Source organism: Streptomyces sp. NPDC049040 (assembly GCF_043197715.1).
GTDB lineage: Bacteria > Actinomycetota > Actinomycetes > Streptomycetales > Streptomycetaceae > Actinacidiphila.
On the sequence record NZ_JBICTO010000002.1, the window covers coordinates 254,477 to 275,192 of the forward strand.

Annotated in this window: 14 protein-coding genes; 4 read left to right on the top strand and 10 right to left on the bottom strand. The window is 74.3% G+C overall.

All coding sequences use genetic code 11. The features are described from left to right. The first annotated feature begins 182 nt into the window (after positions 1–182). Genes ettA through ACGFMP_RS06035 form a run of 3 tightly spaced genes read left to right on the top strand, consistent with a single transcriptional unit; the run spans position 183 to position 2,970 of the window. Entirely contained in the window at positions 183–1,847 is a 1,665-nt protein-coding gene (ettA, locus tag ACGFMP_RS06025; protein ID WP_393670573.1) for an energy-dependent translational throttle protein EttA, read from the top strand. Continuing rightward, the gene (locus ACGFMP_RS06030) at positions 1,847–2,272 is read left to right on the top strand and encodes an acyl-CoA thioesterase (protein WP_393670574.1); all 426 of its coding nucleotides are present in this window, start codon (positions 1,847–1,849) and stop codon (positions 2,270–2,272) included. Before ettA ends, ACGFMP_RS06030 begins: the two co-directional genes overlap by 1 nt. Next, positions 2,269–2,970 (top strand): hypothetical protein, encoded by a 702-nt coding sequence (locus ACGFMP_RS06035; RefSeq protein WP_393670575.1) that lies wholly within the window; start codon positions 2,269–2,271, stop codon positions 2,968–2,970. The genes ACGFMP_RS06030 and ACGFMP_RS06035 overlap by 4 nt, the downstream gene beginning before the upstream one ends. Positions 2,971–3,068: 98 nt before the next feature. Here the strand turns inward: ACGFMP_RS06035 and ACGFMP_RS06040 are convergent, their stop codons facing one another. From ACGFMP_RS06040 to ACGFMP_RS06055, 4 genes are all read right to left on the bottom strand, one after another. Continuing rightward, the gene (locus tag ACGFMP_RS06040; protein WP_393670577.1) at positions 3,069–4,052 is read right to left on the bottom strand and encodes an ABC transporter ATP-binding protein; all 984 of its coding nucleotides are present in this window, start codon (positions 4,050–4,052) and stop codon (positions 3,069–3,071) included. A gap of 137 nt (positions 4,053–4,189) precedes the next feature. Beyond that, positions 4,190–6,970, bottom strand: coding sequence for an FtsX-like permease family protein (locus tag ACGFMP_RS06045; protein WP_393670579.1), 2,781 nt, complete (start codon positions 6,968–6,970; stop codon positions 4,190–4,192). Then, on the bottom strand, positions 6,971–10,270 hold the full coding sequence (locus tag ACGFMP_RS06050) for an FtsX-like permease family protein (protein ID WP_393670581.1): 3,300 nt from the start codon (positions 10,268–10,270) through the stop codon (positions 6,971–6,973). It lies immediately after the preceding gene. A gap of 113 nt (positions 10,271–10,383) precedes the next feature. Further along, positions 10,384–10,788 carry a globin gene (locus ACGFMP_RS06055; RefSeq protein ID WP_393670582.1) on the bottom strand — a complete coding sequence of 135 codons (405 nt, stop codon included), beginning with the start codon at positions 10,786–10,788 and terminating at the stop codon, positions 10,384–10,386. Between the two features lie 73 nt (positions 10,789–10,861). On the opposite strand from ACGFMP_RS06055, the gene ACGFMP_RS06060 reads away from it, so the two are divergent. Beyond that, on the top strand, positions 10,862–11,782 hold the full coding sequence (locus tag ACGFMP_RS06060) for a methyltransferase domain-containing protein (protein WP_393670583.1): 921 nt from the start codon (positions 10,862–10,864) through the stop codon (positions 11,780–11,782). A 66-nt stretch (positions 11,783–11,848) separates the two neighbouring features. On the opposite strand, the gene ACGFMP_RS06065 is transcribed toward ACGFMP_RS06060, so the two are convergent. The 6 genes from ACGFMP_RS06065 to ACGFMP_RS06090 form a co-directional block, all read right to left on the bottom strand. Beyond that, entirely contained in the window at positions 11,849–12,802 is a 954-nt protein-coding gene (locus tag ACGFMP_RS06065; RefSeq protein WP_393670584.1) for an FHA domain-containing protein, read from the bottom strand. Positions 12,803–12,892: 90 nt separating this feature from the next. After that, entirely contained in the window at positions 12,893–14,236 is a 1,344-nt protein-coding gene (locus tag ACGFMP_RS06070) for a VWA domain-containing protein (RefSeq protein WP_393670585.1), read from the bottom strand. A 54-nt stretch (positions 14,237–14,290) separates the two neighbouring features. Continuing rightward, positions 14,291–15,565, bottom strand: coding sequence for a PP2C family protein-serine/threonine phosphatase (locus ACGFMP_RS06075; protein ID WP_393670586.1), 1,275 nt, complete (start codon positions 15,563–15,565; stop codon positions 14,291–14,293). A gap of 4 nt (positions 15,566–15,569) precedes the next feature. Next, complete coding sequence (locus ACGFMP_RS06080; protein WP_393670587.1) at positions 15,570–18,170, bottom strand: tetratricopeptide repeat protein; 2,601 nt, start codon at positions 18,168–18,170, stop codon at positions 15,570–15,572. Positions 18,171–18,382: 212 nt separating this feature from the next. Next, complete coding sequence (locus ACGFMP_RS06085; protein ID WP_393670588.1) at positions 18,383–19,672, bottom strand: hypothetical protein; 1,290 nt, start codon at positions 19,670–19,672, stop codon at positions 18,383–18,385. A 30-nt stretch (positions 19,673–19,702) separates the two neighbouring features. Continuing rightward, complete coding sequence (locus tag ACGFMP_RS06090) at positions 19,703–20,713, bottom strand: glutamate ABC transporter substrate-binding protein (RefSeq protein ID WP_393670589.1); 1,011 nt, start codon at positions 20,711–20,713, stop codon at positions 19,703–19,705. Between the last annotated feature and the right edge of the window lie 3 nt (positions 20,714–20,716).

Genomic DNA, 20,716 nt, shown 5'->3' on the forward strand with positions numbered 1-20,716 from the left:
ACGGCCGACGCCGCCCGGCCACCGCGCGGGCGGGCGCTCGGAGGGTGCGGACCCGCGGGCCGGGGGCGGCCGTCGGCCCACCCGTTCGCCCCGATGGGTGGACGGCTGGCAAGATGGGGTGTATCTGCCCTCACGCGGCGGAGCCGCACATTGGCCCTTCTCGATCTGCCGGACGGTTTCTCTTGGCTGAGTACATCTACACGATGCGCAAGACGCGCAAGGCGCACGGCGACAAGGTCATCCTCGATGATGTGACGCTGAGCTTCCTGCCGGGCGCGAAGATCGGTGTGGTCGGCCCGAACGGTGCCGGTAAGTCCACCGTGCTCAAGATCATGGCGGGCCTGGAGCAGCCGTCGAACGGCGACGCCTTCCTGTCGCCCGGTTTCAGCGTCGGCATGCTGCTGCAGGAGCCGCCGCTGGACGAGTCCAAGACCGTGCTGGAGAACGTGCAGGACGGTGTCGCCGAGATCAAGGCGCAGCTGGACCGGTTCAACGAGATCGCGGAACTCATGGCGACGGACTACTCCGACGCCCTGCTGGACGAGATGGGCAAGCTCCAGGAGAAGCTGGACCACGCGAACGCGTGGGACCTGGACGCGCAGCTCGAGCAGGCCATGGACGCGCTGGGCTGCCCGCCCGGTGACTGGCAGGTGACGACGCTCTCCGGTGGCGAGAAGCGCCGGGTGGCGCTGTGCAAGCTGCTGCTCGAGGCGCCCGACCTGCTGCTGCTCGACGAGCCCACCAACCACCTGGACGCCGAGTCCGTGCAGTGGCTCGAGCAGCACCTGGCCAAGTACGCGGGCACCGTCGTGGCCGTCACCCACGACCGGTACTTCCTGGACAACGTGGCGCAGTGGATCCTGGAGCTGGACCGCGGCCGGGCGATCCCGTACGAGGGCAACTACTCGACCTACTTGGAGAACAAGGCGTCGCGGCTCAAGGTCGAGGGCCAGAAGGACGCCAAGCGGGCGAAGCGGCTCAAGGAAGAGCTGGAGTGGGTCCGCTCCAACGCCAAGGGCCGGCAGGCCAAGTCCAAGGCGCGCCTTGCGCGTTACGAGGAGATGGCGGCCGAGGCCGACAAGATGCGGAAGCTGGACTTCGAGGAGATCCAGATCCCGCCGGGGCCGCGGCTGGGCGCCATCGTGGTGGAGGTCCAGCACCTGTCGAAGGCGTTCGGCGACAAGGTGCTGATCGACGACCTGTCGTTCACCCTGCCGCGCAACGGCATCGTGGGCGTCATCGGCCCCAACGGCGCGGGCAAGACCACGCTGTTCAAGATGCTCCAGGGCCTGGAGGAGGCCGACTCCGGCGTCATCAAGGTCGGCGAGACCGTGAAGATCTCCTACGTCGACCAGAACCGCGCCAACATCGACCCGAAGAAGACGCTGTGGGAGGTCGTCTCCGACGGCCTGGACTACATCAACGTCGGCCAGGTCGAGATGCCGTCGCGGGCCTACGTGTCGGCGTTCGGCTTCAAGGGCCCCGACCAGCAGAAGCCGTCCGGAGTGCTGTCCGGCGGTGAGCGCAACCGGCTGAACCTGGCGCTCACCCTCAAGCAGGGCGGCAACCTGCTGCTGCTCGACGAACCGACCAACGACCTCGACGTCGAGACGCTGTCGTCGCTGGAGAACGCGCTGCTCGAATTCCCCGGTGCGGCCGTGGTCGTCTCCCACGACCGCTGGTTCCTCGACCGGGTGGCCACCCACATCCTGGCCTACGAGGGCAACTCGAAGTGGTTCTGGTTCGAGGGCAACTTCGAGTCCTACGAGAAGAACAAGGTCGAGCGGCTCGGCCCCGACGCGGCCAGGCCGCACCGCGCCACCTACAAGAAGCTGACGCGCGGCTGATGGCACGGCACATCTTCCGCTGCCCGCTGCGCTGGGCGGACATGGATGCCTTCGGGCACGTCAACAACGTGGCCTTCCTCCGTTATCTGGAGGAGGCGCGGATCGACTTCATGTTCCGCCTGGCGCCGGGGGAGGGGAGCGCGTCCTTCACCGGCGGCTCCGTGGTCGCCCGGCACGAGATCGACTACCTGCGGCCCCTCGTCCACCGGCATGCCCCGGTGGACGTCGAGACCTGGGTGACCGACATATCGGCCGCGTCGATGACGGTCCGCTACGAGGTGAAGGACGAGGAGACGGTCTACGCGCGGGCGTCCACCGTCGTGGTGCCGTACAACCTGGCACTGGGGCGGCCCCGGCGGATCACGGCCGAGGAGCGGTCCTTCCTGGAGAAGTACCGCGACGACGACGGAGCCGTCGCCGTATGACCGCAGTCCGGCTGGTCCTCGGCCACGACGGCGGCACCGGCGGTGGCGACGGCGCAGGGGAGGCGGCGGATCTGGCCGCCTTCCTCGGGCGGCTGGTGCGCTGGGACAAGGCGGCCGTGGTGCGGCTGCGCTCCGCGCGGGACGAGCCGGCGCTGGGGGTCTTCGGGCACCCGCCGTTCGGCGGCGTGCTCGCTGTGCGCAGTGCCGCGCTGCGGGGCGCCGAGGCGCTGGCCGCCGCGGTCGACGCGACGGTGTCGGCCGGGCAGCTGCTCGAAGTGGTGACCGCCGCGCCCGAGGGCTTCGAGCTGCCGCCGTCCGTCACCGGCCCCGCCTGGGCCGGGCTGCTGCCGCCCCGCGGCGGGTGGCGGCGGATGGCGGAGTTCGACCCGGAGCAGGTGCGCAAGGCGGCGGCCGAGGCGGTGGCGGAATTCCGGGCCCGCACCGAGGAGTTGCCGCAGCAGGAGCGCACCCGGGCGGTGCTCGACGCGCTCGCGGAGGAGCTGTGGACCCGGCCCTACCAGGGCACCACCCTGCGCGTGGTGCACGCGGCCCATGCGCTGGGCTTCCTGCGCGGGGACGGCGAGGACACCTTCGCGCTGCTGGCGGCGGGCCCCTGGACCCGGCTGCGCACCGGATACGGCTCGGTGGCGGTGCGGCGCGAGTCGCCCGCGGCGGGCCTGACCTTCTCGCCCGCCTGATCCACGGCCTGATCCCCCGCCTGATCCCCGGCCCGGGTTCAGGACTCGACCCCGCCTTCGGCCCCCGGTCGCCCGTGGCCCGCCGGCCGGTCCGGCGCTCAGCCCGACTGCTCGTCCGGCTGCCCCGGGTGGTCGTCGGGGCGGACGGTGATGTGGTCCGGCTGGAGTTCCAGCAGCACGCGGCGGCGGATGGCCAGGGCTTCGGCGTAGTCGCGGGGCAGCTGCAGCCGGCCGGCCCGGTCGACGGTGGCGTATTCGCGCGCGACCACCGACTCCCGGCCGTGCTCGTCGATCTCGGTGCGCCTGACCACCTCGGAGGCGGTGCGACCGTCCCGGATGGCGACCGTGCGGTGCACCGCGTCGGCGACGGCCTGGTCGTGGGTGACGACCACGACGGTGGTGCCCAGCTGCTCGTTGGCGGTGCGGAAGGCACCGAAGACCTGTTCGGCGGTGCTGGAGTCCAGCTCGCCTGTGGGCTCGTCGGCCAGGACGACCGCCGGGTCGTTGGCCAGCGCGACCGCGATGGCGGCCCGCTGCTGCTCGCCGCCCGACATCTGGCCCGGGTGCCGGTCGTGGCAGTGGGAGACGCCCAGGATGCCGAGGAGTTCCGCGGCCCGGGCGGAGCGCTGCCGCTTCTGCCGCAGGCCGCCGCGGCCGGACAACTGCATGGGCAGGACGACGTTCTGGGCCGCGGTCAGATACGGCAGCAGGTTGCGCGACGTCTGCTGCCAGATGAAGCCGACGACCTCACGGCGGTAGCGGAGCCGGGACTTGGCGTCCATGGCCAGCAGGTCGTAGCCGCCGACCGAGGCCGCGCCCGCGGTGGGGACGTCGAGCCCGGCCAGGATGTTGAGCAGGGTGGACTTGCCGCTGCCCGAGGCGCCGACCAGGGCCATCAGCTCGCCCTTCCCGACGAGGAGGTCGAGGCCCTGGAGAGCCTGCACCTCCACACCGTCGGCGGTGAAGATCCGCACCAGCCGGTCGCAGCTGATCAGCGAGTCCTGGCCGTACGCGGGCCCGTCGCGGCGCTCGGCGACCTGCCGCTCCAGCTCCGCGAGGCTGCTCGGCGCCGGCGCGGACACCCTGCCGACCCCGCCGGCCGCGCCCCCGCCTGCACCCGCGCCCGTGGCAGCGCCCGAGCCCGTGCCCGAGCGCCCGCCGGCACCCGCTCCCGTGCCCGTCGCTCCGGTGGCCGGCTCCTCAGCCGTCCCGTGTCCGCTCATGTCGTCCGGTCACCTGCTCTCAACTCGGTGCTTTCGTGGCGTCGTCCGCTCAGCCAGGCCTGGCCGAGCAGCACCGCGCAGGCCAGCAGCAGCAGGCCGGCGGAGGGCAGCGCGAGGGACCAGGGGTCGGCGCGCAGGCCGACTCCCGTGCCGGACGGCACCGCCGTGTGGCTGCCGCTGCCGAAGGTGAGGCCGTCCAGGTCGATGCCGGGGCCGAGCAGCGGAATGACGGCGAGACCCACCAGCACCCCGCCGACCGCGGCGAGCAGCACCTGCGGCAGCATCTCGAGCAGCACCAGCCGCCTGGACTGCCGCTTGGGCATCCCGAGGGTGCGCAGCCTGGCCAGCAGGGCCAGCCGTCCGGGTGCGGCGGCCACCAGCGACAGCAGCAGGGCCAGCACGCTGTAGCCGGCCCCGGCGGCGACCGCTGAAAGGTAGAGGGTGCGGGTGCCGTGCTGCAGCGGGCTGTCGGCCATGGCCGCCCGCTGCTCGCTGCGCACCTTCACCGTGGCGATGGTGTCGCCCCCCGCGGCGACCTTGCGCAGCGCGGCGGCGTCGACGTGCTTGCCGGGGGCGGCACCGACCAGCAGCAGGGTGGGGCCGCCGTACTGCGGGAAGGCCGCGAGCCCGGGGTGCTGCGCGTGGAGCTGCCGCCCGGAGACGATCACGAACTCGCCGTCGTCGACGGCGGGAGTGGACGGCAGGGTGGCCGCGGGCCGGATGTCGCTGTTGCCGACGCCGGTCGCGAGCGGTTTCGTCCTGCCGTCCAGCAGGGCGGCGATCTTCGGCGAGACGACGGCGGGCAGCGGGCCGTGCGAGCCCGCGGCGACGCCGGCCCCGAGGGCGTCGGCGGGGAAGGCCGGCATGCCCACCGACCGGGTGATCCGCGCGTAGACGGCCGGATCGTCCACGATCAGCAGGGAGAAGTTCAGCGGGATGTCCTGGTTCGCGGTGTTCGCCTCGAGCCTGACCCCGGCGACGTCGCCGACGCCCGGCACCTTCGCGACCCGGCGCGGCAGTCCGGCGTCCAGCGGGAAGATCGAGTCGACCCGGGCGTCGGCACCGACCGTCACCGCGGCCGCCCGGTCCCTGCCGTGGCCGATCCCGGCGAGCACCGAGCCGCCGAAGGAGGCCACCGTCAGGGCCACCAGTATCGCGAGCAGCGGCAGTTGGCCGCCGGAGGACGTCCTCCCCGCCCTGGCGAGCCCGAGATGCGTCACGACTCCCCGCAGCCGTGCCGCGGGGCGTGCCAGCCGGCGCAGCGGCAGCGGGTAGAGCCGCAGCAGCACCAGCGCTGCGGCCACCGCGACGAGCACGGGCGCCGCCGCGAGGAAGGGGTCGGAGCCGTCGGCGGTTCCGCGCCGCCGCAGCGTGGCCACCGTGGCGGCCACCAGCACGGTCACGGTCAGTTCCACCACCAGCCGCCGGCGGGAGGGGCGCAGTGCCACCAGGTCCTCGCGCTCGGCCGGTCGGGGACGGCGCACCGCCCAGGTGGCCCGCAGCGGCATCGCCAGCGTCCCCGCGGCGGTGACCAGGGCGCCGAGCGCCAGCGCCGTCGCGTACCGACCGGTGGGCAGGACCAGCAGCGCGAGCAGCGTGCCGGCGGCCCCCGCGGGCACCGCGGCTGCGGAGGTCTCGGTGAGCAGGCGCCGGAAGATGCCGCGCAGCGAGCCGCCGCGGGAGCGCAGCAGCGAGATCTCGCCACGCCTGCGGTCGGTGGCGAGCCCCGCCGCCATGAGCAGCACGGCGAAGGCGGTGGTGCCCACTCCCACGGCGGCGATGAGCACCAGCGGTTGTGCGGCGGCCCGGTCGGCGGCGAAGGAGTTCAGGACGTTGCCGACCCCGGCCACCGTGTGCAGCGACGACGACTGGGCGGAGTCGGCCAGCCGGGTGGCGAGCGGCCCGTTGCCGAGGGAGGCCAGTTCCGCGCGCAGGGCGGGCACGTCGTGCGCGGTCAGCTGCCCGGTCCCGAGCGGGTGGTGCCAGTACATCGACGCGCCCGTGCCCAGCAGCGGGATGGAGCGGGCGGCGGTGCGGTCGATCAGGACGGTGAAGTGCCAGTAGGTGTGGGGCGGGTCGATCGGCAGGTGCGGCGGGTAGCTGACCAGCGGGGCGAGCAGGTCGTCGTCCATGGTCCAGTAGCCGGCCGCCGGGTCGCGCGGGGCCACGATGCCGCTGATGCGGACCGACAGCGGTTTCGCGCCGAACTTCATCAGGTGCACCGTCTGGCCGACCTTCAGGTGCAGCACCTGCGCGGTCTTCTCGGTGACCGCTCCCTCCAGGGCCAGGGACGGCGGCCCGGCGGGCTCGGGGCGCGGCAGCCGGCCGGAGACCACCGTCGTATGGCCGGCGAGGCCCGCCTGCGCCACCAGGTCGGCGCCCGGCGCGTGGTCGGAGGTGCGGGGGAGTTCGGGGTCGGGGACCTCTGCTTCCGCGCCGGATCGCACGCCTTGGACGACCGTGCCGGCGTCGATGCGCAGCGGCGGGCTCAGCAGGGCGCGGAAGTCCCGCTCCACGCCGTCGAGCGTGGCCGGAGCCAGCTTGGTGTCCTGCGCCGGGTCGTCGGAGGTGCGGTAGTCGTCGGCCAGCGAGATGCCGCGGTCGCGGGGGGCCGCGCCCGCGACGGCTTTCCGCAGCGCGGTGTCCTCGTAGCGGTCGACGGCCCGGGGCAGGGCCGCCGCCAGGAAGGCGGTGACCAGGACGAGGGCGGCCAGCGCGAGGGCGCCGGCGGGCGCGGCCCGCAGCCGGGTCCGCAGCCAGGAGTCGGTGAGCGGCATTCAGTCCTCCGCCTGGTGACGCAGGGCCGCCGCGGGTTCGCCGCGGCGCACTGCGGTCACGACGAGCACGAGCAGCGGGGCGGCGAGCAGCACCGCGAGCAGTTCCGCGAGCCGGCCCACCGGGAGCTCGATCACCAGCGGCGGCACCGGGCGGGCGGCCTGGCCGGTGAGCACGATCAGCGGGGTGATCAGCCGGGTCAGGAAGGTGCCCAGCGCCAGGCCCACGGCGAGCGAGACCAGCACCAGCAGGGCCTGCTCAGCGGCCAGCATCCGGGTGAGTTTGCGGCGCGGTGCCCCCAGCGCCCGCAGCACCGCGAATTCGGTGCGGCGCTCGCGGGCGGCTCCCATCGCGCCGACCGCGAAGCCGACGGCGGCCAGCACCGCGGCGGCGATCACCGCCGCGGGCAGCGCCGACTGCGGGCCCGCGCCGAGCGGGTCGGCCCGCAGGTCGGCGGCGGTCTCGGCGCGGTCGAGCACCGTGTCCACGTCGGTGCGGGCGCGCAGCGCGGCCGCCGCGCGGGACGAGGCGCCCGGCGCGGTGCCCAGCCACCATTCGGTGGGCTCGACCGGCAGGCCGTCGCCGTCCGCCAGCACCCGGTCGACGGCGCGCAGGTCGAGCAGCAGCGCGCCCGCCTCGGTGGCCGTGTCGGTGCCCGGCAGGCCGTGCACCGACGAGCTGATCTTGACCGGCACGGTCACGTTGCCGAGCTGCACCCGGACGGTGTCGCCGACCTTCGCGCCCGCCGCCCGCAGGTAGCCGTCGGTGGCGATCCCGGCGAGCCGTGCGGGGGTGGGCTCGTCGACGTGGACGCGTACGGTCCCGCCGCTCATCTGCGAGGGGTCGGTGCCCTCCGAGAAGCTGCCGGTGCCGTATCCGAACGACAGCAGGGCGCCGCCGCCGGTCTGCGGCGTCGTGCTGGTCGGGCTGATCACCTCGGGGAGCTTGCCGAGGGAGGTGTCGTCGAAGTCGGCCGCCGACTGCCAGGCGCCGCCGGCCTGGGCGCGCAGCGGTCCCACGGTGCCGTCGGCGAGGGTGACCTGCGCCGACGACAGGGTGAAGCGCCGGGTCTCGGGCCGGCCGGGCACCGAGTAGGACGTCTCGAACCGCACCAGCCGCAGCGGGCCCGCTGGGGCGCCCTTGCCCGCCGCGGTGGCCAGGTCGAGGGTGAGGGTGTGCGGGCGGCCGTCGGGCGGCAGGTCGCCGAGTGCGAAGTCGTACGGCACGCCCTCGGCGTCCACGACGGCGACGCTGACGTGGTCCGGCTGGTCGTCGGCTGCCGGGGGCCGGCCGCCGGGACCCGCGGCCGTCAAGGTGGCGGCGAAGGCCACCTGCCGGGCGGCCGGGTCCAGGCTGAAGCCCCGGGTGTCGGGTGCGGTGTGCAGCGGCGCGAGCAGCGCGGGCAGCGGGCGGCCGCCGGCCAGGTCGGACCTGATGCGCATCGCGCCGGCCGCCTTCTCGCTGTCGATGATCAGGGCGGTGGCGTAGCGCTCGTTCGGCAGCAGCAGCGTCTCGCGGGCGGCGGGCGCCGCGGTGGTGACACCGGGCACCGCGGTGAAGATGCCCGCCTGGCCGAACGGGGGTGTCGTCATCCCGGTCACCCGCAGGTCGGCGCCGACGGCGAAGTCGGCCTGGTCGCGCTGCGAGCGGTCCCAGCTCGCGCCCTGCCCGATGGAGAACATGCCCATGGCGACGGCCAGCACCAGCAGCAGCGCGGCCGCGGCGCCCCGCCGCGGGCGGCGGGCCAGCTGCCAGCCGGCCAGCGCGAGGGCGAGACCGCTGCCGCGGGCCGCGCGGCGCTCACCGAGCCGTGCCGCGGGCGGCAGCAGGCGCAGCACCAGGACGGTGCCTGCCAGCAGGCACAGCGCGGGCGCCGCGACCAGCACCGGGTCGATGCCGAGGCCGCCGGACTTGTCGGAATTCAGCGCGCCGCCGCCGGAGGCCCGACGCTGCAACTGCCAGTAGGCGACGCCGGCGATGACGAGCAGCCCGATGTCGGCGCCGGCCTGGAGCGCGCCGGGCAGGCCGCCGCGCCGGGTGCGGGTGGTGGAGGCGGTGGAGCGAAGCGCGGGCACCACCACGGCGAGCGCGCAGGCCAGCGCGGCGGCGCCGGCCACCAGCCAGGCGCCGCCGGTGCTCGCACCGCCGAGGGTGACCCCGGTCCTGGCCATCGCGCCGGTGCCGGCGAGCAGCCGGGTGACGGGTCCCGCGAGCAGGGGCGCGACGAGCGCCGCGGGCAGCGCGAGCAGCAGCGCCTCACCGGCGGCGAGCCGGGCCACCCGGCCGCGGGAGCCGCCGCGGGCGCGCAGCAGCGCCGTCTCGCCCGACCGCTCCTCTGCGAGGAGCTGGGCGACCAGCAGCAGAGCGAAGGCGGCGAGGATGATCAGCTGGAAGGCGCCGATGAGCAGGGTGGAGCGGGTCACGAGCAGGCTGCGGCGCAGCCCGTCCAGCAGGTCGGACAGCCCGGTCGTGGCCTGAGCGCCGCCGGTGTCCTTGCCGGCCCGCAGCCGCGCGGTGGTGTCCCGTACGGCTGCCTCGAGGGTGTCGATACTGCCGGTGCCCGCCGCGCGGAAGTCCCCTGTCGCCTGCCAGGACATCTCGTCGGCCGCGACCCGCCCGGAGCCGAAGGTGCCGGGGTCGGCGAGCAGCGGGCCGTAGGTGGTGAAGGCCAGCGTGTGGACGCCGCGCCCGGCGAGCGGGTCGAGCTGCCAGTAGGGCGAGCCGAGGTCGGCGGGGCGGTAGACGCCGGTGACCTTGATCCGCAGCGGCGGGCCGCCGAGCCGGTCGGCCAGTGTGATGAGCCGGCCCGCACCGACGTGCAGGGCGCGGGAGACCGTCTCGGGCACCGCGACCTCGACGCTGTCCGCGCCCTTGGCGGCCGCGGCGGGCCAGTGGCCGCCGACGAGTTTCAGCCGCGTCCTGTCGAAGGTGGCGAGCAGCGTCAGGTCGGGCTCTGAGCTCTTGGCCACGCCTGCGGGCCGCAGCGAGAAGGGCAGGCCGTACGGGCCGGACCTGGTGCTGGAGGCGACCGTCGAGGGCAGTCCGCCGAAGGCGCCGCCCAGTTCGCCGCGCACGGACCGGTCGAGTGCGGCGGCGTCCTTGCCGGTCAGGGACGCCTTGACGTCGAAGGTCGACCGGTCGGCCGCCTGGTGCTGGAGGGTGCGGCGCAGCGCGGCGTCGCCTATCGCGCCGGTGTAGGACGCGAGGGTGGCCAGGACGCAGGTGGTCAGCAGCACGGTGAGCAGTGCGGCGGCGAGCAGCAACCGGTGCGCGCGGACACGCAGAAGTACGAATCCGGTCACCCGTGCTGCCCCCGTCCTTGTCGCTGATCGGATGATGTCAAGCGAAAGGAGCGTGCAGAAACATGTGGAGGATTGTCGGAATGCGATCGTGACCGACCGCGGGTGCCGGTGGCTCAGCCCGGGGTGTTCACCATCGAGGCGGCGGCGTACACCATGTAGTCCCACAGTTGCCGCTCGTGTTCGGGTGCCAGGTCCAGCTCGTCGACCGCCGCCCGCATGTGGCGCAGCCAGGCGTCGTGCGCGGCCTTGTCGACCCGGAAGGGCGCGTGGCGCATCCGCAGCCGCGGGTGGCCGCGCTGGTCGCTGTACGTCCGCGGGCCGCCCCAGTACTGCGTCAGGAACAGCCGCAGCCGCTCCTCCGCCGGGCCGAGATCCTGCTCCGGGTACATCGCCCGCAGGTCGGGGTCGTCCGCGACGCCCTGGTAGAAGCGGTGCACGAGCCGGCGGAAGGTGTCCTCGCCACCGACCAGCTCGTAGAACGTCTGCTGCTCGACCGTGCCGTGCGGGATGTCAGTCACCCCACCATGGTCGCAGACGCCCCGGCCGAGGACCCGGGTCGTAGGACCCTTCCCGCGGGCGCAGGATGGAGGCATGACCGGGCCGCCGCGTGATCAGCGTCTCCGGGCCGCGGCGAGTGCGCTGCGGCACCGGATGGTGCGCCGTATCGTCGCGGGCGGCGGGCTCTCCGACCCCGCGTGGCGGGCCGCCTTCGCCGAGGTGCCGAGGCATCTGTTCGTGCCGGTCTACCACCGCGGCGCCTCGGACGAGGCGGGGGGCCGCTACAGCGCGGACGACCCTGACCAGCGGCGCCGGCTGCGCTGGCTGATGGGCGCCTACGCCGACCAGCCGATCGCCACCCACGTCTCGGGCGGCGAGCTGGTCTCGTCGAGCAGCCAGCCGTCGCTGATGGCGCTGATGTGCGAGGCGCTGGACGTCCGGGAGGGCCAGCGGGTGCTGGAGATCGGGGCGGGCACCGGCTACAACGCGGCGCTGCTGGCGCACCGGCTCGGCGGCACGGGCGCGGTGACGACGATCGATCTGGACGCCGCGATCACCGCGGCGGCGCGCGACCACCTGGCCGCCTACGGCACCGCGGAGGCCCTGTCGGTCACCGTCGTCACCGGCGACGGGGCGTTCGGGCACCCGGCGGGGGCGCCCTACGACCGGGTGATCGCGACCTGCGAGCTGCCGTCGATCCCGCCGGCCTGGACCGAGCAGTGCCGGCCCGGCGGGCTGATCCTGGCACCCTTCGCGACCGGCCTCGTGGTGCTCACCGTGCTGGGGCCCGGCAGGGCCGAGGGGCGCTTTCTGCCCACGCCGGCGTATTTCGTGCCGCTGCGCGGCCACGCGGCCGGCATCTCGCCGCCCGCGGTGGGCGGTGAGCCCTCGCTGCTCGACCGGCACCCGTCACGCACCCGCTTCGGCCTGACGGTCGACGGCCGCCGCCAGTGGATCTGGCTCGACAGCCCTGAGGGCCCCGACACCTGGCCGGTGCCCGCCGCCCACCACTGAGGCGGTCGGGAGCGGGCGCAGGTTCCCGGTCGGCTCGGGCCGGGTGCCGGACCCGCCGCCCCGGGTTCAGAGCCGGCGCATGGTGATGGTCGTCCAGGCGCCGACGTGGACGCGGTCGCCCTCGGCCAGCGGGATCGGGGTGTAGGCCGGGATCGGGTCCTCGGCGAGGTTCACCGTGGTGCCGTTGGTCGAGTCCTGGTCGACCACCGACCAGGAGCCGTCGGGCTGCTGGACCAGCACCGCGTGCTTGTGGGAGACGCCGGGGTCCTCGGGGGAGCGTGACAGGTCGATGTCGGGCGCCTCGCCCGTGCTGTGCCGCTGCCGCCCGATGGTGATCTGGTGGCCGGTCAGCGGGAGTTCGAACTCGGGGGAGAAGGCGGGGAAGAACAGGCCGCCGGCGTCGGGGCCGCTGCGGGCCATCACCGCGGTGAAGTACTCCCGGTCGGCCGCGATCACCGCCAGCCACGCCGTGCCGGTGCCGGGCGCGGCCTTCGCGGCCGTGCCCGAAGAAGCGGCCGGCACCTGTCCTGGGGCGGCCGTCGGCGCGCTCGGCGGATCGAGCAGGAAGTCACCCGAGCCCGAGGTCACCGTGACCGACTCGGACGGCAGCGGCTCCGCGTGCCGGTTGACCCGGGAGGGCCGCGACAGCTGGGAGTCGTAGCGCTGGTAGGGCGGCCGGTCGGGCGCGGTCGGGGTGATGTGCGGCGCGGCCGCGGCGGGCGGGACGAAGGTGGTGGCGGAGTGCGTCTGGAAGTTGTAGCGGCACTCCTCGCAGAACAGCGCCATCCCCTCGCGGGGCGTGCCGCACGCCGGGCACAGCTGCGCGGGCCCCGACCCGCCGGGCCCGGCCGGGTCGTAGCCGAAGGCGGGCTGCGGGGAGACGGGCGGCGTCGAGGAGGAGGACGCCGCGGACGACGGGGGCCGCGAGCCGTAGGACGAGGACGGCGGCGCGGGCATCCGCATACCGCACGTCTCGCACCAGTCGGTGGCCGTGGACTCGTGGCCGTTAGGACAAAGCATCGTGCCGGCTCCCCCTCCGCCCCCCGGGGCGGATCCACAGGTTGTGAGCGAAGCTGCTGTGTGACGCCGCCCTCCGGCGTCCCTCCTGCGCTATTTCTTCACCCGCACGGTCTTCGTCGACCGCGTTTCCAGGGTCATCTCGTCGGCGTCCGCGACGCGGGCCTTGAGTCGCACAGTACCGCTCGCCGCGTCGACCACGTCGACCACCTTCGCCAGCAGTTTGGCGGTGTCCTCGTTGCCCGAGGCGCTGGCGAGCTGCACCGCGCGGCCCAGCTTGGCCGTCGCGCCGTCCATGTCCCCTGACTTGCGGGCCTCCAGGCCCTGCTGGATGACCTGGGCCAGCTCTGCCTGGCCTGTGTAGTGCGCGACCTGCGGGTTGATCCGGGTGGACGCCGCCATGTCGTCCGTCCACAGCGCCCTCACCAGGCCCTGCGCCAGCACCTGCGGGCTCCCGTCGGGCTGGGGCAGCACCAGCGACAGCCGGGCGGCGAGCATCTCCTGCCCGACGCCTGCGTTCGGCACCCGCACGCACACGTGGTAGTCGCGGGACTCGTCGCCCCACGAACCGGTCGGGTAGTCGCCGGCCCGCGGCCCGGCGTCGGTGCGGCGGCCGCTCAGGTCCTCCACGGTCGGCGCGACCTGCTTGACGAAGGCGATCTCGGAGCCCTGCGGGGTCCACAGCCGGAGGCTGACATCCGCGACCTCCTTGCCCATCGTCTTCTCCATCATCGCGTGGAAGTCGGCGGCCAGACCGGTCGGATCGGCGACGATGTCCACCGAGCCGAGCAGCGCGGAGGCGATTCCCGTCACCTCCTTGACCTCCCAGTCGGTCCCGACGCCGCGCGCGTCACAGGTGAAACGGCCCGCGCACGAGTCGAGTGCGGACTGCAACTCCTCAGGCTTCTCGTGCTCGTTGCGGCCGTCGGTCAGCAGGATGCCGTGGCGTATCGCCGCGTCGCCCGAGGACAGCAGCTTGTCGGCGAGCCGCAGCCAGGTGCCGATCGCCGTGCCGCCGCCCGCGGTCAGCCGGCGCAGCGCCTGCTTGGCCTGGGCGCGGGTGGCCGGATCCGCCACCGCGAGGCCGCCGTTGGCCGGATAGACCTCGCGCGCCACGTGGGTACCGCCGATCACGGCGAAGGCGACACCGTCGCGTATCGCGTCGATCGCGACCGCCGTCGCCTCCCGCGCGTTGCGCATCTTCGTCGGCGGGTACTCCATCGACCCCGAGCAGTCGACCATGATCACCACACCGGCGTTCGTCCCCGCCTGGGTGCCGGGTACGGCGCCGGGCAGCGGGTGGCCGCCGGTGGTGCCGCCGCCGGTCGAGGTGACCGTGACGATGGCGTTGACCTCCCGGCCGCCCTCCGGCAGGTATTCGTTCTGATAGACGTCGACCGAGAACTGCGGCACGTTCGTTTTGGAAAGAATGGCCATCGCTTCCTGCACTCCTTAAAGCCAGTTCACAGCCCCGCCCAGCTTTTCCGAGAGCTACGCGGAGGGGAATCCTGCCCGGGACGCGGCAGCCGGGAACGGCAGTACCGCGACCGTTACGTTGTCGTGGCCGCCGCCGTCCAGCGCGACCCCCAGCAGGGTGCGCGCGCTGTGCAGCGGGCGGCTGCGTGCGTCGGCCGGTGTGGCCTCGGCCATCTCGGCGGCCGACTCCGCGTAGTTCCACAGCCCGTCGGTGCACACCACGATCACCCCGGGGCCCTCGGGCTGGAAGGCGGCCACGTGCGGGTCGACCTCGACCGCGTCCGCACCCAGCCAGCCGGTGATCGCGTGGGCGCGCTCGTCGGCGTAGGCCTCGGCCTCCGACATCAGTCCCGCGGCGACCATCCTGGCCGCCCAGGAGTCGTCCTCGGTCAGCCGGGCGGCGGGCAGCGTGCGGTCGTCGGGGACCCAGTACGCGCGGCTGTCGCCGATCCAGCCCACCGTGAAGACCGGTCCTGTCACGACGGCGCTGACGCAGGTGCAGGCCGGCGCGTTGTGGTGCGGCGGCGCGCCGGGCGCCTCCTCCTCCGCGGCGAGCGCGGTCACCGCCTCGAAGGCCGACATCAGCGCGTCCCGCATCGCGTCCTCCACCGGGGTGCCCCGCTTCAGGGCGGCGAGCAGCGACTCGCGGCCCGCGGCGGACGCGGCGGCCGAGGCGTCGTCGGGGCGGTAGGCGGTGGACACGCCGTCGCACACCACCGCGGCCACCGCGGGGGTGCCGTCCGGCAGGAAGGCCTTGGCCACCGCGAAGGCGTCCTCGTTGCGGTGGTGCCGCAGCCCGCGGTCGCTGACCGCGGCCACGCCCTCCAACTCCTGCTCCTGGTGGTCCCGCTGGCGCGGCTGGGCGTGCCCGCAGTGCTCGCAGTAGCCGTCGTCGTCCACCCCGCCGAGTCCGCACGCCACGCACACCGGGCCGTCGGGGGCCGGCGGCGCCTCGCGCGGGTCGGACGGCCGGGCGCCGGGCACCGCGACGCCGAGCGCCAGGGTGTCGCCGTCTCCGGCGGCCGGGGCCGGTACGGGCTTGGGCGGGGCGAGCACGAAGGCGTCGGTCGCAGGACCCGTCGCCGCGCCCGGCTCCGCGGGCGGCGGCGCCTGCGCGGGACCGTCGGCCCGGCCGCCGGGGTCGGGCGCGGCGGCCGCGGGCGGCGCCGTCACATCGAGGCCGCAGCGCCCGCAGTAGCGGTCGTCGACCTCCAGCGGATCAGCGCAGTTGGGGCACAGCGGCGGTGCGACGGACTGTGCCGTCCGAGCCGACTCGGGGAGTGGTGGCATCTGGTTACACCCACGTCCTGGGGCGGAAGCGGTTGGCGCGTTCCACCAGTTCGATCCTCGTACTGCCCTGCTGGGCGAGCCTTGCCAGGACCCGGTACGAGCGTTCGAGGCCGAACCGCAGGCCCCGCTCGGTCATGTCGGTGCCCAACACGACGTGGGCGCCGGATGCCGACGACGGTACGCCCGCGGGCGCCGCCGTGTGCTCCCCGACACGGCCTGCGAGCACCCAGTCGAGCGCGCTGCCCAGTACCTCGGTGGCCAGTTGCTCGCGCCGGTCGGAGTCGAGGCCCTGCCGTTGCAGCGCCTCCACCTGCAGGCCCGCGGCCCGCAGGTCCGGCAGCAGCGCCTCGTGGGGCGAGCGGTCGCGCAGCCTGGCCCTGATCGCGGCGACCCGCGCGGCGGTGTAGTGGATGGAGGACTCGGGCACCGACTCCAGCGCGGCCACCGCGCCTGCCCGGTCGCCGGAGGCCAGCAGCACCCGGGCCAGGCCGAAGGCGGCACTGACGTAGCTGTGGTCGGTGGTCCACACCAGCCGGTAGTACTCGGCGGCGTTGTCGAGCTGCCGCAGCACCTCGGCGCACACGCCGAGGGCCAGCTTCGGCGCGGGCTCGCCGGGGAAGGCGTCGTAGACCGCGTCGAAGCTCAGCGCGGCCGTCTCGTGGTCGCCGGTGCACAGGGCCGCGAGGCCGCGGTGCCACACCACCCGCCAGTCCGCGTTGTCGTCGGGGTCGGCCATCGCACCCAGCACCTGCTGCGCGCCGAAGGGGTCGTCGAGTTCGAGCCGGGCGCGGACCTCGCGCAGCCGCCGCTCGACCGAGTCGACCGTGGCGGATCCGAGGGCGGCGACAAGTTCGCCGGGCGCGGCCGCGGAAAGCCCGGCCAGGAAGCCCGCGTTGGGGTCGCCGGGGTCGACGTGCGGCACCGGGAGCGCCAGGACGGCCGCCGTGGTGTCGAGCCGGGCGACCACCGGCAGCGAAGGGCCCCAGCCGGGTGCGGCCACGGCGGGCGCCATCGGCGGATGGCTGCCGGGGCCCGGCAGTTGTGCGGGCATCGCGCCAGGCGGCAGGCCCGGTGCAGCCGGGCCGTAGCCGCCGGCGCCGTTGCCCGCGGCCGGCGCCTGGGCTTTCGCGCCGGCCTTGTCGCGGCGTCTCGACGCCTTCTCCAGCGCGCGGTCGGCGCCGAGGGCCGAGGTGTCGCCGGCCGTGGCGCGTACCAGCTCGGTGTCCACCACCCGCAGTTCGGGGCCGAACTGCGTGGACAGGGCGGGCCGCTGCACCCCGGTCTCCAGGGCGACGATCTCCCGCAGCACCCCGAGCAGCTGGTCCGACATCTCCTCGGCGGAGGCGAAGCGCTTGTCGGGGTCGGGGTCGGTGGCCCGCACCAGCAGCCGGTAGAAGGACTCGTAGCGGGAGAAGACCTCGATGTTGCCGGGGTCGGGCAGGCTGTCGACGAAGACGTTGGTGTAGCCCTGGAAGTCGAAGGTCAGCACCGCCAGGGTGCGGGCGACCGTGTAGAGGTCCGAGGCGACCGACGGGCCGACCTCGGCGACCTCGGGGGCCTGGTAGCCGACGGTGCCGTAGATCGCCGACTCGGCGTCGTCCATGCGGCGGACGGCGCCCATGTCGATGAGTTCCAGCCGGTCCTCGGTCTGGATGGCGTTGTCGACCTTGAAGTCGCAGTAGAGGAGGTTGCGGCTGTGCAGGTGGCCCAGGGCCTCCAGTGCCTCGATGGCGAAGGCGATGGCCTGCGAGACGGGCAGCGGGGCGCGCCTGCCGTCGGGGGCGCGACGCTCGTTGGCGATCTCCTTGAGCGACTTGCCGCCGACGTAGGCCATCACGATGTAGCCGTCGAGGGTGCCGGTGCGCTGGTCCAGGTGCTCGACGAAGTTGTAGATCCGCACGATGTTGGGGTGCTCGATCTCGGCCAGGAAGCGCCGCTCGGAGACCGCGGCGGCCAGCGCGTCCTCGTCGCCGGTGTCCAGCAGGCCCTTGAGCACCACCCAGCGGTCGGAGACCGCGCGGTCCACCGCCAGGTAGATCCAGCCGAGCCCGCCGTGCGCGAGGCAGCCCACCACGTGGTACTGCCCGTGCACCACGTCACCGGCACGGAGCTTGGGTGTGAACGAGTACGGGTGCCCGCACTTGGTGCAGAAGCCCTCGGTACGCCCGGGCCGGTCACCCCTGCTGCGGCCCACCGGGGCCCCGCAGTCGCCCTTGCTGCAGTACCGCTTGCGCTCGGGCACCTCGGGGTTGTCCAGCACCGCCGCGGACGGGTCGGGCCGCGGCACGGTGGGCACGGAGACCAGCCCGGCGCCGAGCTTGCCGCGCCCGGTGCCGGCCGAGCCGCTGCGGCTGCTGCGCACCGACACCGAGCGGCCGGTGGCCGAACCCGCAAGCGACTGCGACAGCCGGCCCGACACCGAGCGGCGCGAGGCCCGCGAGGAGGACTTGGAGGACCGCGAGGAGGTCGAGGTGGACGTGCGCCCCGAGTCAGGGCCCGGCGCGCGGGCCGGGGCCGGGGCGGCGGGCACCGGCGCGGGCGCCGCGGGGGCGGCCGCAAGGGGCGCGAGACCGCAGGTGTCGCAGTACAGCTCGCCGCCGCCCATGTCCTCCAAGGTGCCGCCGCAATTGGGCCGTTGGCACTTGCTCACTGTGTCCCCCTCAGCCTTTCCCCTGGTGTGCCACCGCCGCGGGACGCCCGTCCCGCGTCCCCGATCGGCAGCCGGTGAGGCCGCCCGTACCGGCTACGACGGTCGTACCGTACGCGACGGTTGCGAATCGCGCGGGAACAGCGGGGGACGTCCGCGGGCAACGCTGGTCACCGCCGGTCCTGCGGCGGTGACTGCGGGCGCTGCCCGCCGATCTCGGCCACCGCCTGCTGGTAGCGCCGCACGGTCCGCTCGGCCGCCGCCAGGTCGCAGGGCGCGCTCCACAGCAGCCGCCTGGCCTGGTCGTAGCGTTCGATCAGCAGCGGGTCCTCGGCCATCCCGAGCCTGGCGACCTTCGCGCGGTAGGCGTCGAGCCGGCCGCGCAGTTCGGCCCGCACCGCCAGCGGCGCGGTCACCGCGGTCAGCGACTCCCTGGCCCGCAGCAGTTCGTCGTCGGCGTGCCCCTCCAGGCTGTCCAGCAGCGGCGAGAGCCGGTGCCACTGCGCCGACCTGGTGAACTCCTCTGCCGCCGCGAGCTGCTCGTGCAGGACGGAGGCGGGACCGCTGACCGCGGGCACATCGGAGGCGAGGATCTTCGACAGCACCTCCACCCGGGCGCTGCGCGCCTCGGTCAGGGTGCGGTCGGCGCGGGACAGCACGTCGCGCAGCCGCCCGAGCCGGTGCTCCGCGTCCTCCCTGACATGCAGCACCGCCTCCACCTCGCGGCGGATGTCGTCCAGTTGACGGCCCGCCTGCTCGTAGCGCGAGGTGTCGGGGCGGCCGGGTGTGGGCCGGGCCCGCCAGAAGGCCAGCGGGTCGGACACGCTCTGCGCCCGCAGCTCCTTCAGGTCCGCGACCAGCCCCTCCAGGTCGTCGCCCGAGGGGTGCGCGCCCGGCCGCACCCCGACGGAGTGCGCGAGCGAGCGGACCCGCTGGGTCTCGGCGGCCAGCAGGTCTATCCGGGCGGGCAGCGCCGACCACACCGAGTCGGCGGCGGCGACGGTCTCCATCGCCTGGTCGTACCACCCGTTCATGCGGGCGAGCAGCTGTTCGAGGCTGAGCTGCTCGGTGAGCCGGGCCGGTCCCGTCAGCGAGCGGGCGGCGTCAGGCACGGCGGCGCCGGTCACGCTGATGCCGTCGCCCTGGAGCAGCTCGGTGAGCCGCCGCAGCTCGGTCTGGGTCGGCCAGCGGCGGCGGGAGCGGATCTCACGGGCGGTGGTGAGGGCGTCGGTGTACGCCTCGAAGTGCGTCCACAGCGCGGTGATCGCCGCGTCGGTCTCGGCCCAGCGCTCCTTGGTCACGCCGGTCAGCTCCGCGCCTTCCAGCAGGCGGCGGCCCGAGTGGTCCTGGAGCGAGAGCAGCGAGGACTCGATCGCCTCGTGCTCGGTGGCGAGCCGCGCCAGGGCACGGTCGACGTCCTCCCGTCCCATCACCGGCCCGGATGGTCCAGCGACCGCCATCACGCCCTCTCCTCCGACCTGCCCCTGGTCCTATTTGTACAACGGCGTGGGCGGTTTGATGCCCGGCAGATCGTGCGCCAGCCAGTGGTCGTACGACGCCGTCCACGAACCGTCGGCGCGGTAGGTGTCGAGCACCTTGTTGACCCGCCGCACCAGGTCGGTGTCGGCCAGGTTCATGGCCACACCGTACGGCTCCTTGGTGACGGTGTCGCCCACCAGGTGGACGTTCGGATCCTGGGCGGCCTGTCCCGCGCCGAGCGCGTTGTCGGTGAACACGGCGTCGGCGAGGCCCAGTTGCAGGCGCACCAGGCAGTCGAGCTGGTTGGGGACGAGCATCACCTTGGCACCGTGCGAGCCCTTGCCCAGCTCCTTGGCGCCCGTCGAGCCGGTCGCGGTGCAGACGGTCTTGCCCGCGAGCGAGTCGTCGAACCCGGTGATCGACGCGTTCTTCAGCGTCAGGATCTGCTGTCCGGCGGTGAAGTAGGCGGTGGAGAAGGCGACCTGGCTGATCCGCTCGCAGTTGATGGTCATGGTGCGGACCACCATGTCGACCTTCTTCTGCTGGATGTCCAGGATCCGGTCGGCGGTGGGCACCGTCAGGTACTGCACCGCGTTCTCGTCGCCCAGGATGTCCTTGGCGATGGCCTTGACGAGATCGATGTCGAAGCCCGCGAGGTCACCGGTGGCCGGGTCGCGGAAGCCCCACAGGTAGCTGTTCTGGTCGACGCCGACCACCAGCTTGCCGTGCGCCTTGATCCGGGCCACCGCCTCGCCCGAGAGGCTGCCGCTGTTCGGGTCGAGGCTGCGCTCGGGCCGGTCGCAGGTGTCGGAGCCGTCCTGCGCGGCCGCGTACTGCGCCCTGGTCACCTGGCCCGGGTGGGCCGCCGTGACGGGGGCCGGGGCGTCGCGCAGCGGGACGAGGGAGCCGGCCACGGCCAGCGCGCAGGCCACCGCCATACCCGCGACTCCGCCCCAGCCGCGCCGATGTCCGTTCACCGTCCGTCTCCCTTCCGCCGCGCCCGTGCGCGATGTCGCCGGCATCCC

What these genes read in the sequence shown, in the direction of transcription:
- ACGFMP_RS06030 (WP_393670574.1), top strand. Translation starts at nt 1,847, where the DNA reads ATGGCACGGCACATCTTCCGCTGCCCGCTGCGCTGGGCGGACATGGAT.
- ACGFMP_RS06035 (WP_393670575.1), top strand. Translation starts at nt 2,269, where the DNA reads ATGACCGCAGTCCGGCTGGTCCTCGGCCACGACGGCGGCACCGGCGGT.
- ACGFMP_RS06045 (WP_393670579.1), bottom strand. Translation starts at nt 6,970, where the DNA reads ATGCCGCTCACCGACTCCTGGCTGCGGACCCGGCTGCGGGCCGCGCCC.
- ACGFMP_RS06060 (WP_393670583.1), top strand. Translation starts at nt 10,862, where the DNA reads ATGACCGGGCCGCCGCGTGATCAGCGTCTCCGGGCCGCGGCGAGTGCG.
- ACGFMP_RS06065 (WP_393670584.1), bottom strand. Translation starts at nt 12,802, where the DNA reads ATGCTTTGTCCTAACGGCCACGAGTCCACGGCCACCGACTGGTGCGAG.
- ACGFMP_RS06070 (WP_393670585.1), bottom strand. Translation starts at nt 14,236, where the DNA reads ATGGCCATTCTTTCCAAAACGAACGTGCCGCAGTTCTCGGTCGACGTC.
- ACGFMP_RS06075 (WP_393670586.1), bottom strand. Translation starts at nt 15,565, where the DNA reads ATGCCACCACTCCCCGAGTCGGCTCGGACGGCACAGTCCGTCGCACCG.
- ACGFMP_RS06080 (WP_393670587.1), bottom strand. Translation starts at nt 18,170, where the DNA reads ATGGGCGGCGGCGAGCTGTACTGCGACACCTGCGGTCTCGCGCCCCTT.
- ACGFMP_RS06085 (WP_393670588.1), bottom strand. Translation starts at nt 19,672, where the DNA reads ATGGCGGTCGCTGGACCATCCGGGCCGGTGATGGGACGGGAGGACGTC.
- ACGFMP_RS06090 (WP_393670589.1), bottom strand. Translation starts at nt 20,713, where the DNA reads ATGCCGGCGACATCGCGCACGGGCGCGGCGGAAGGGAGACGGACGGTG.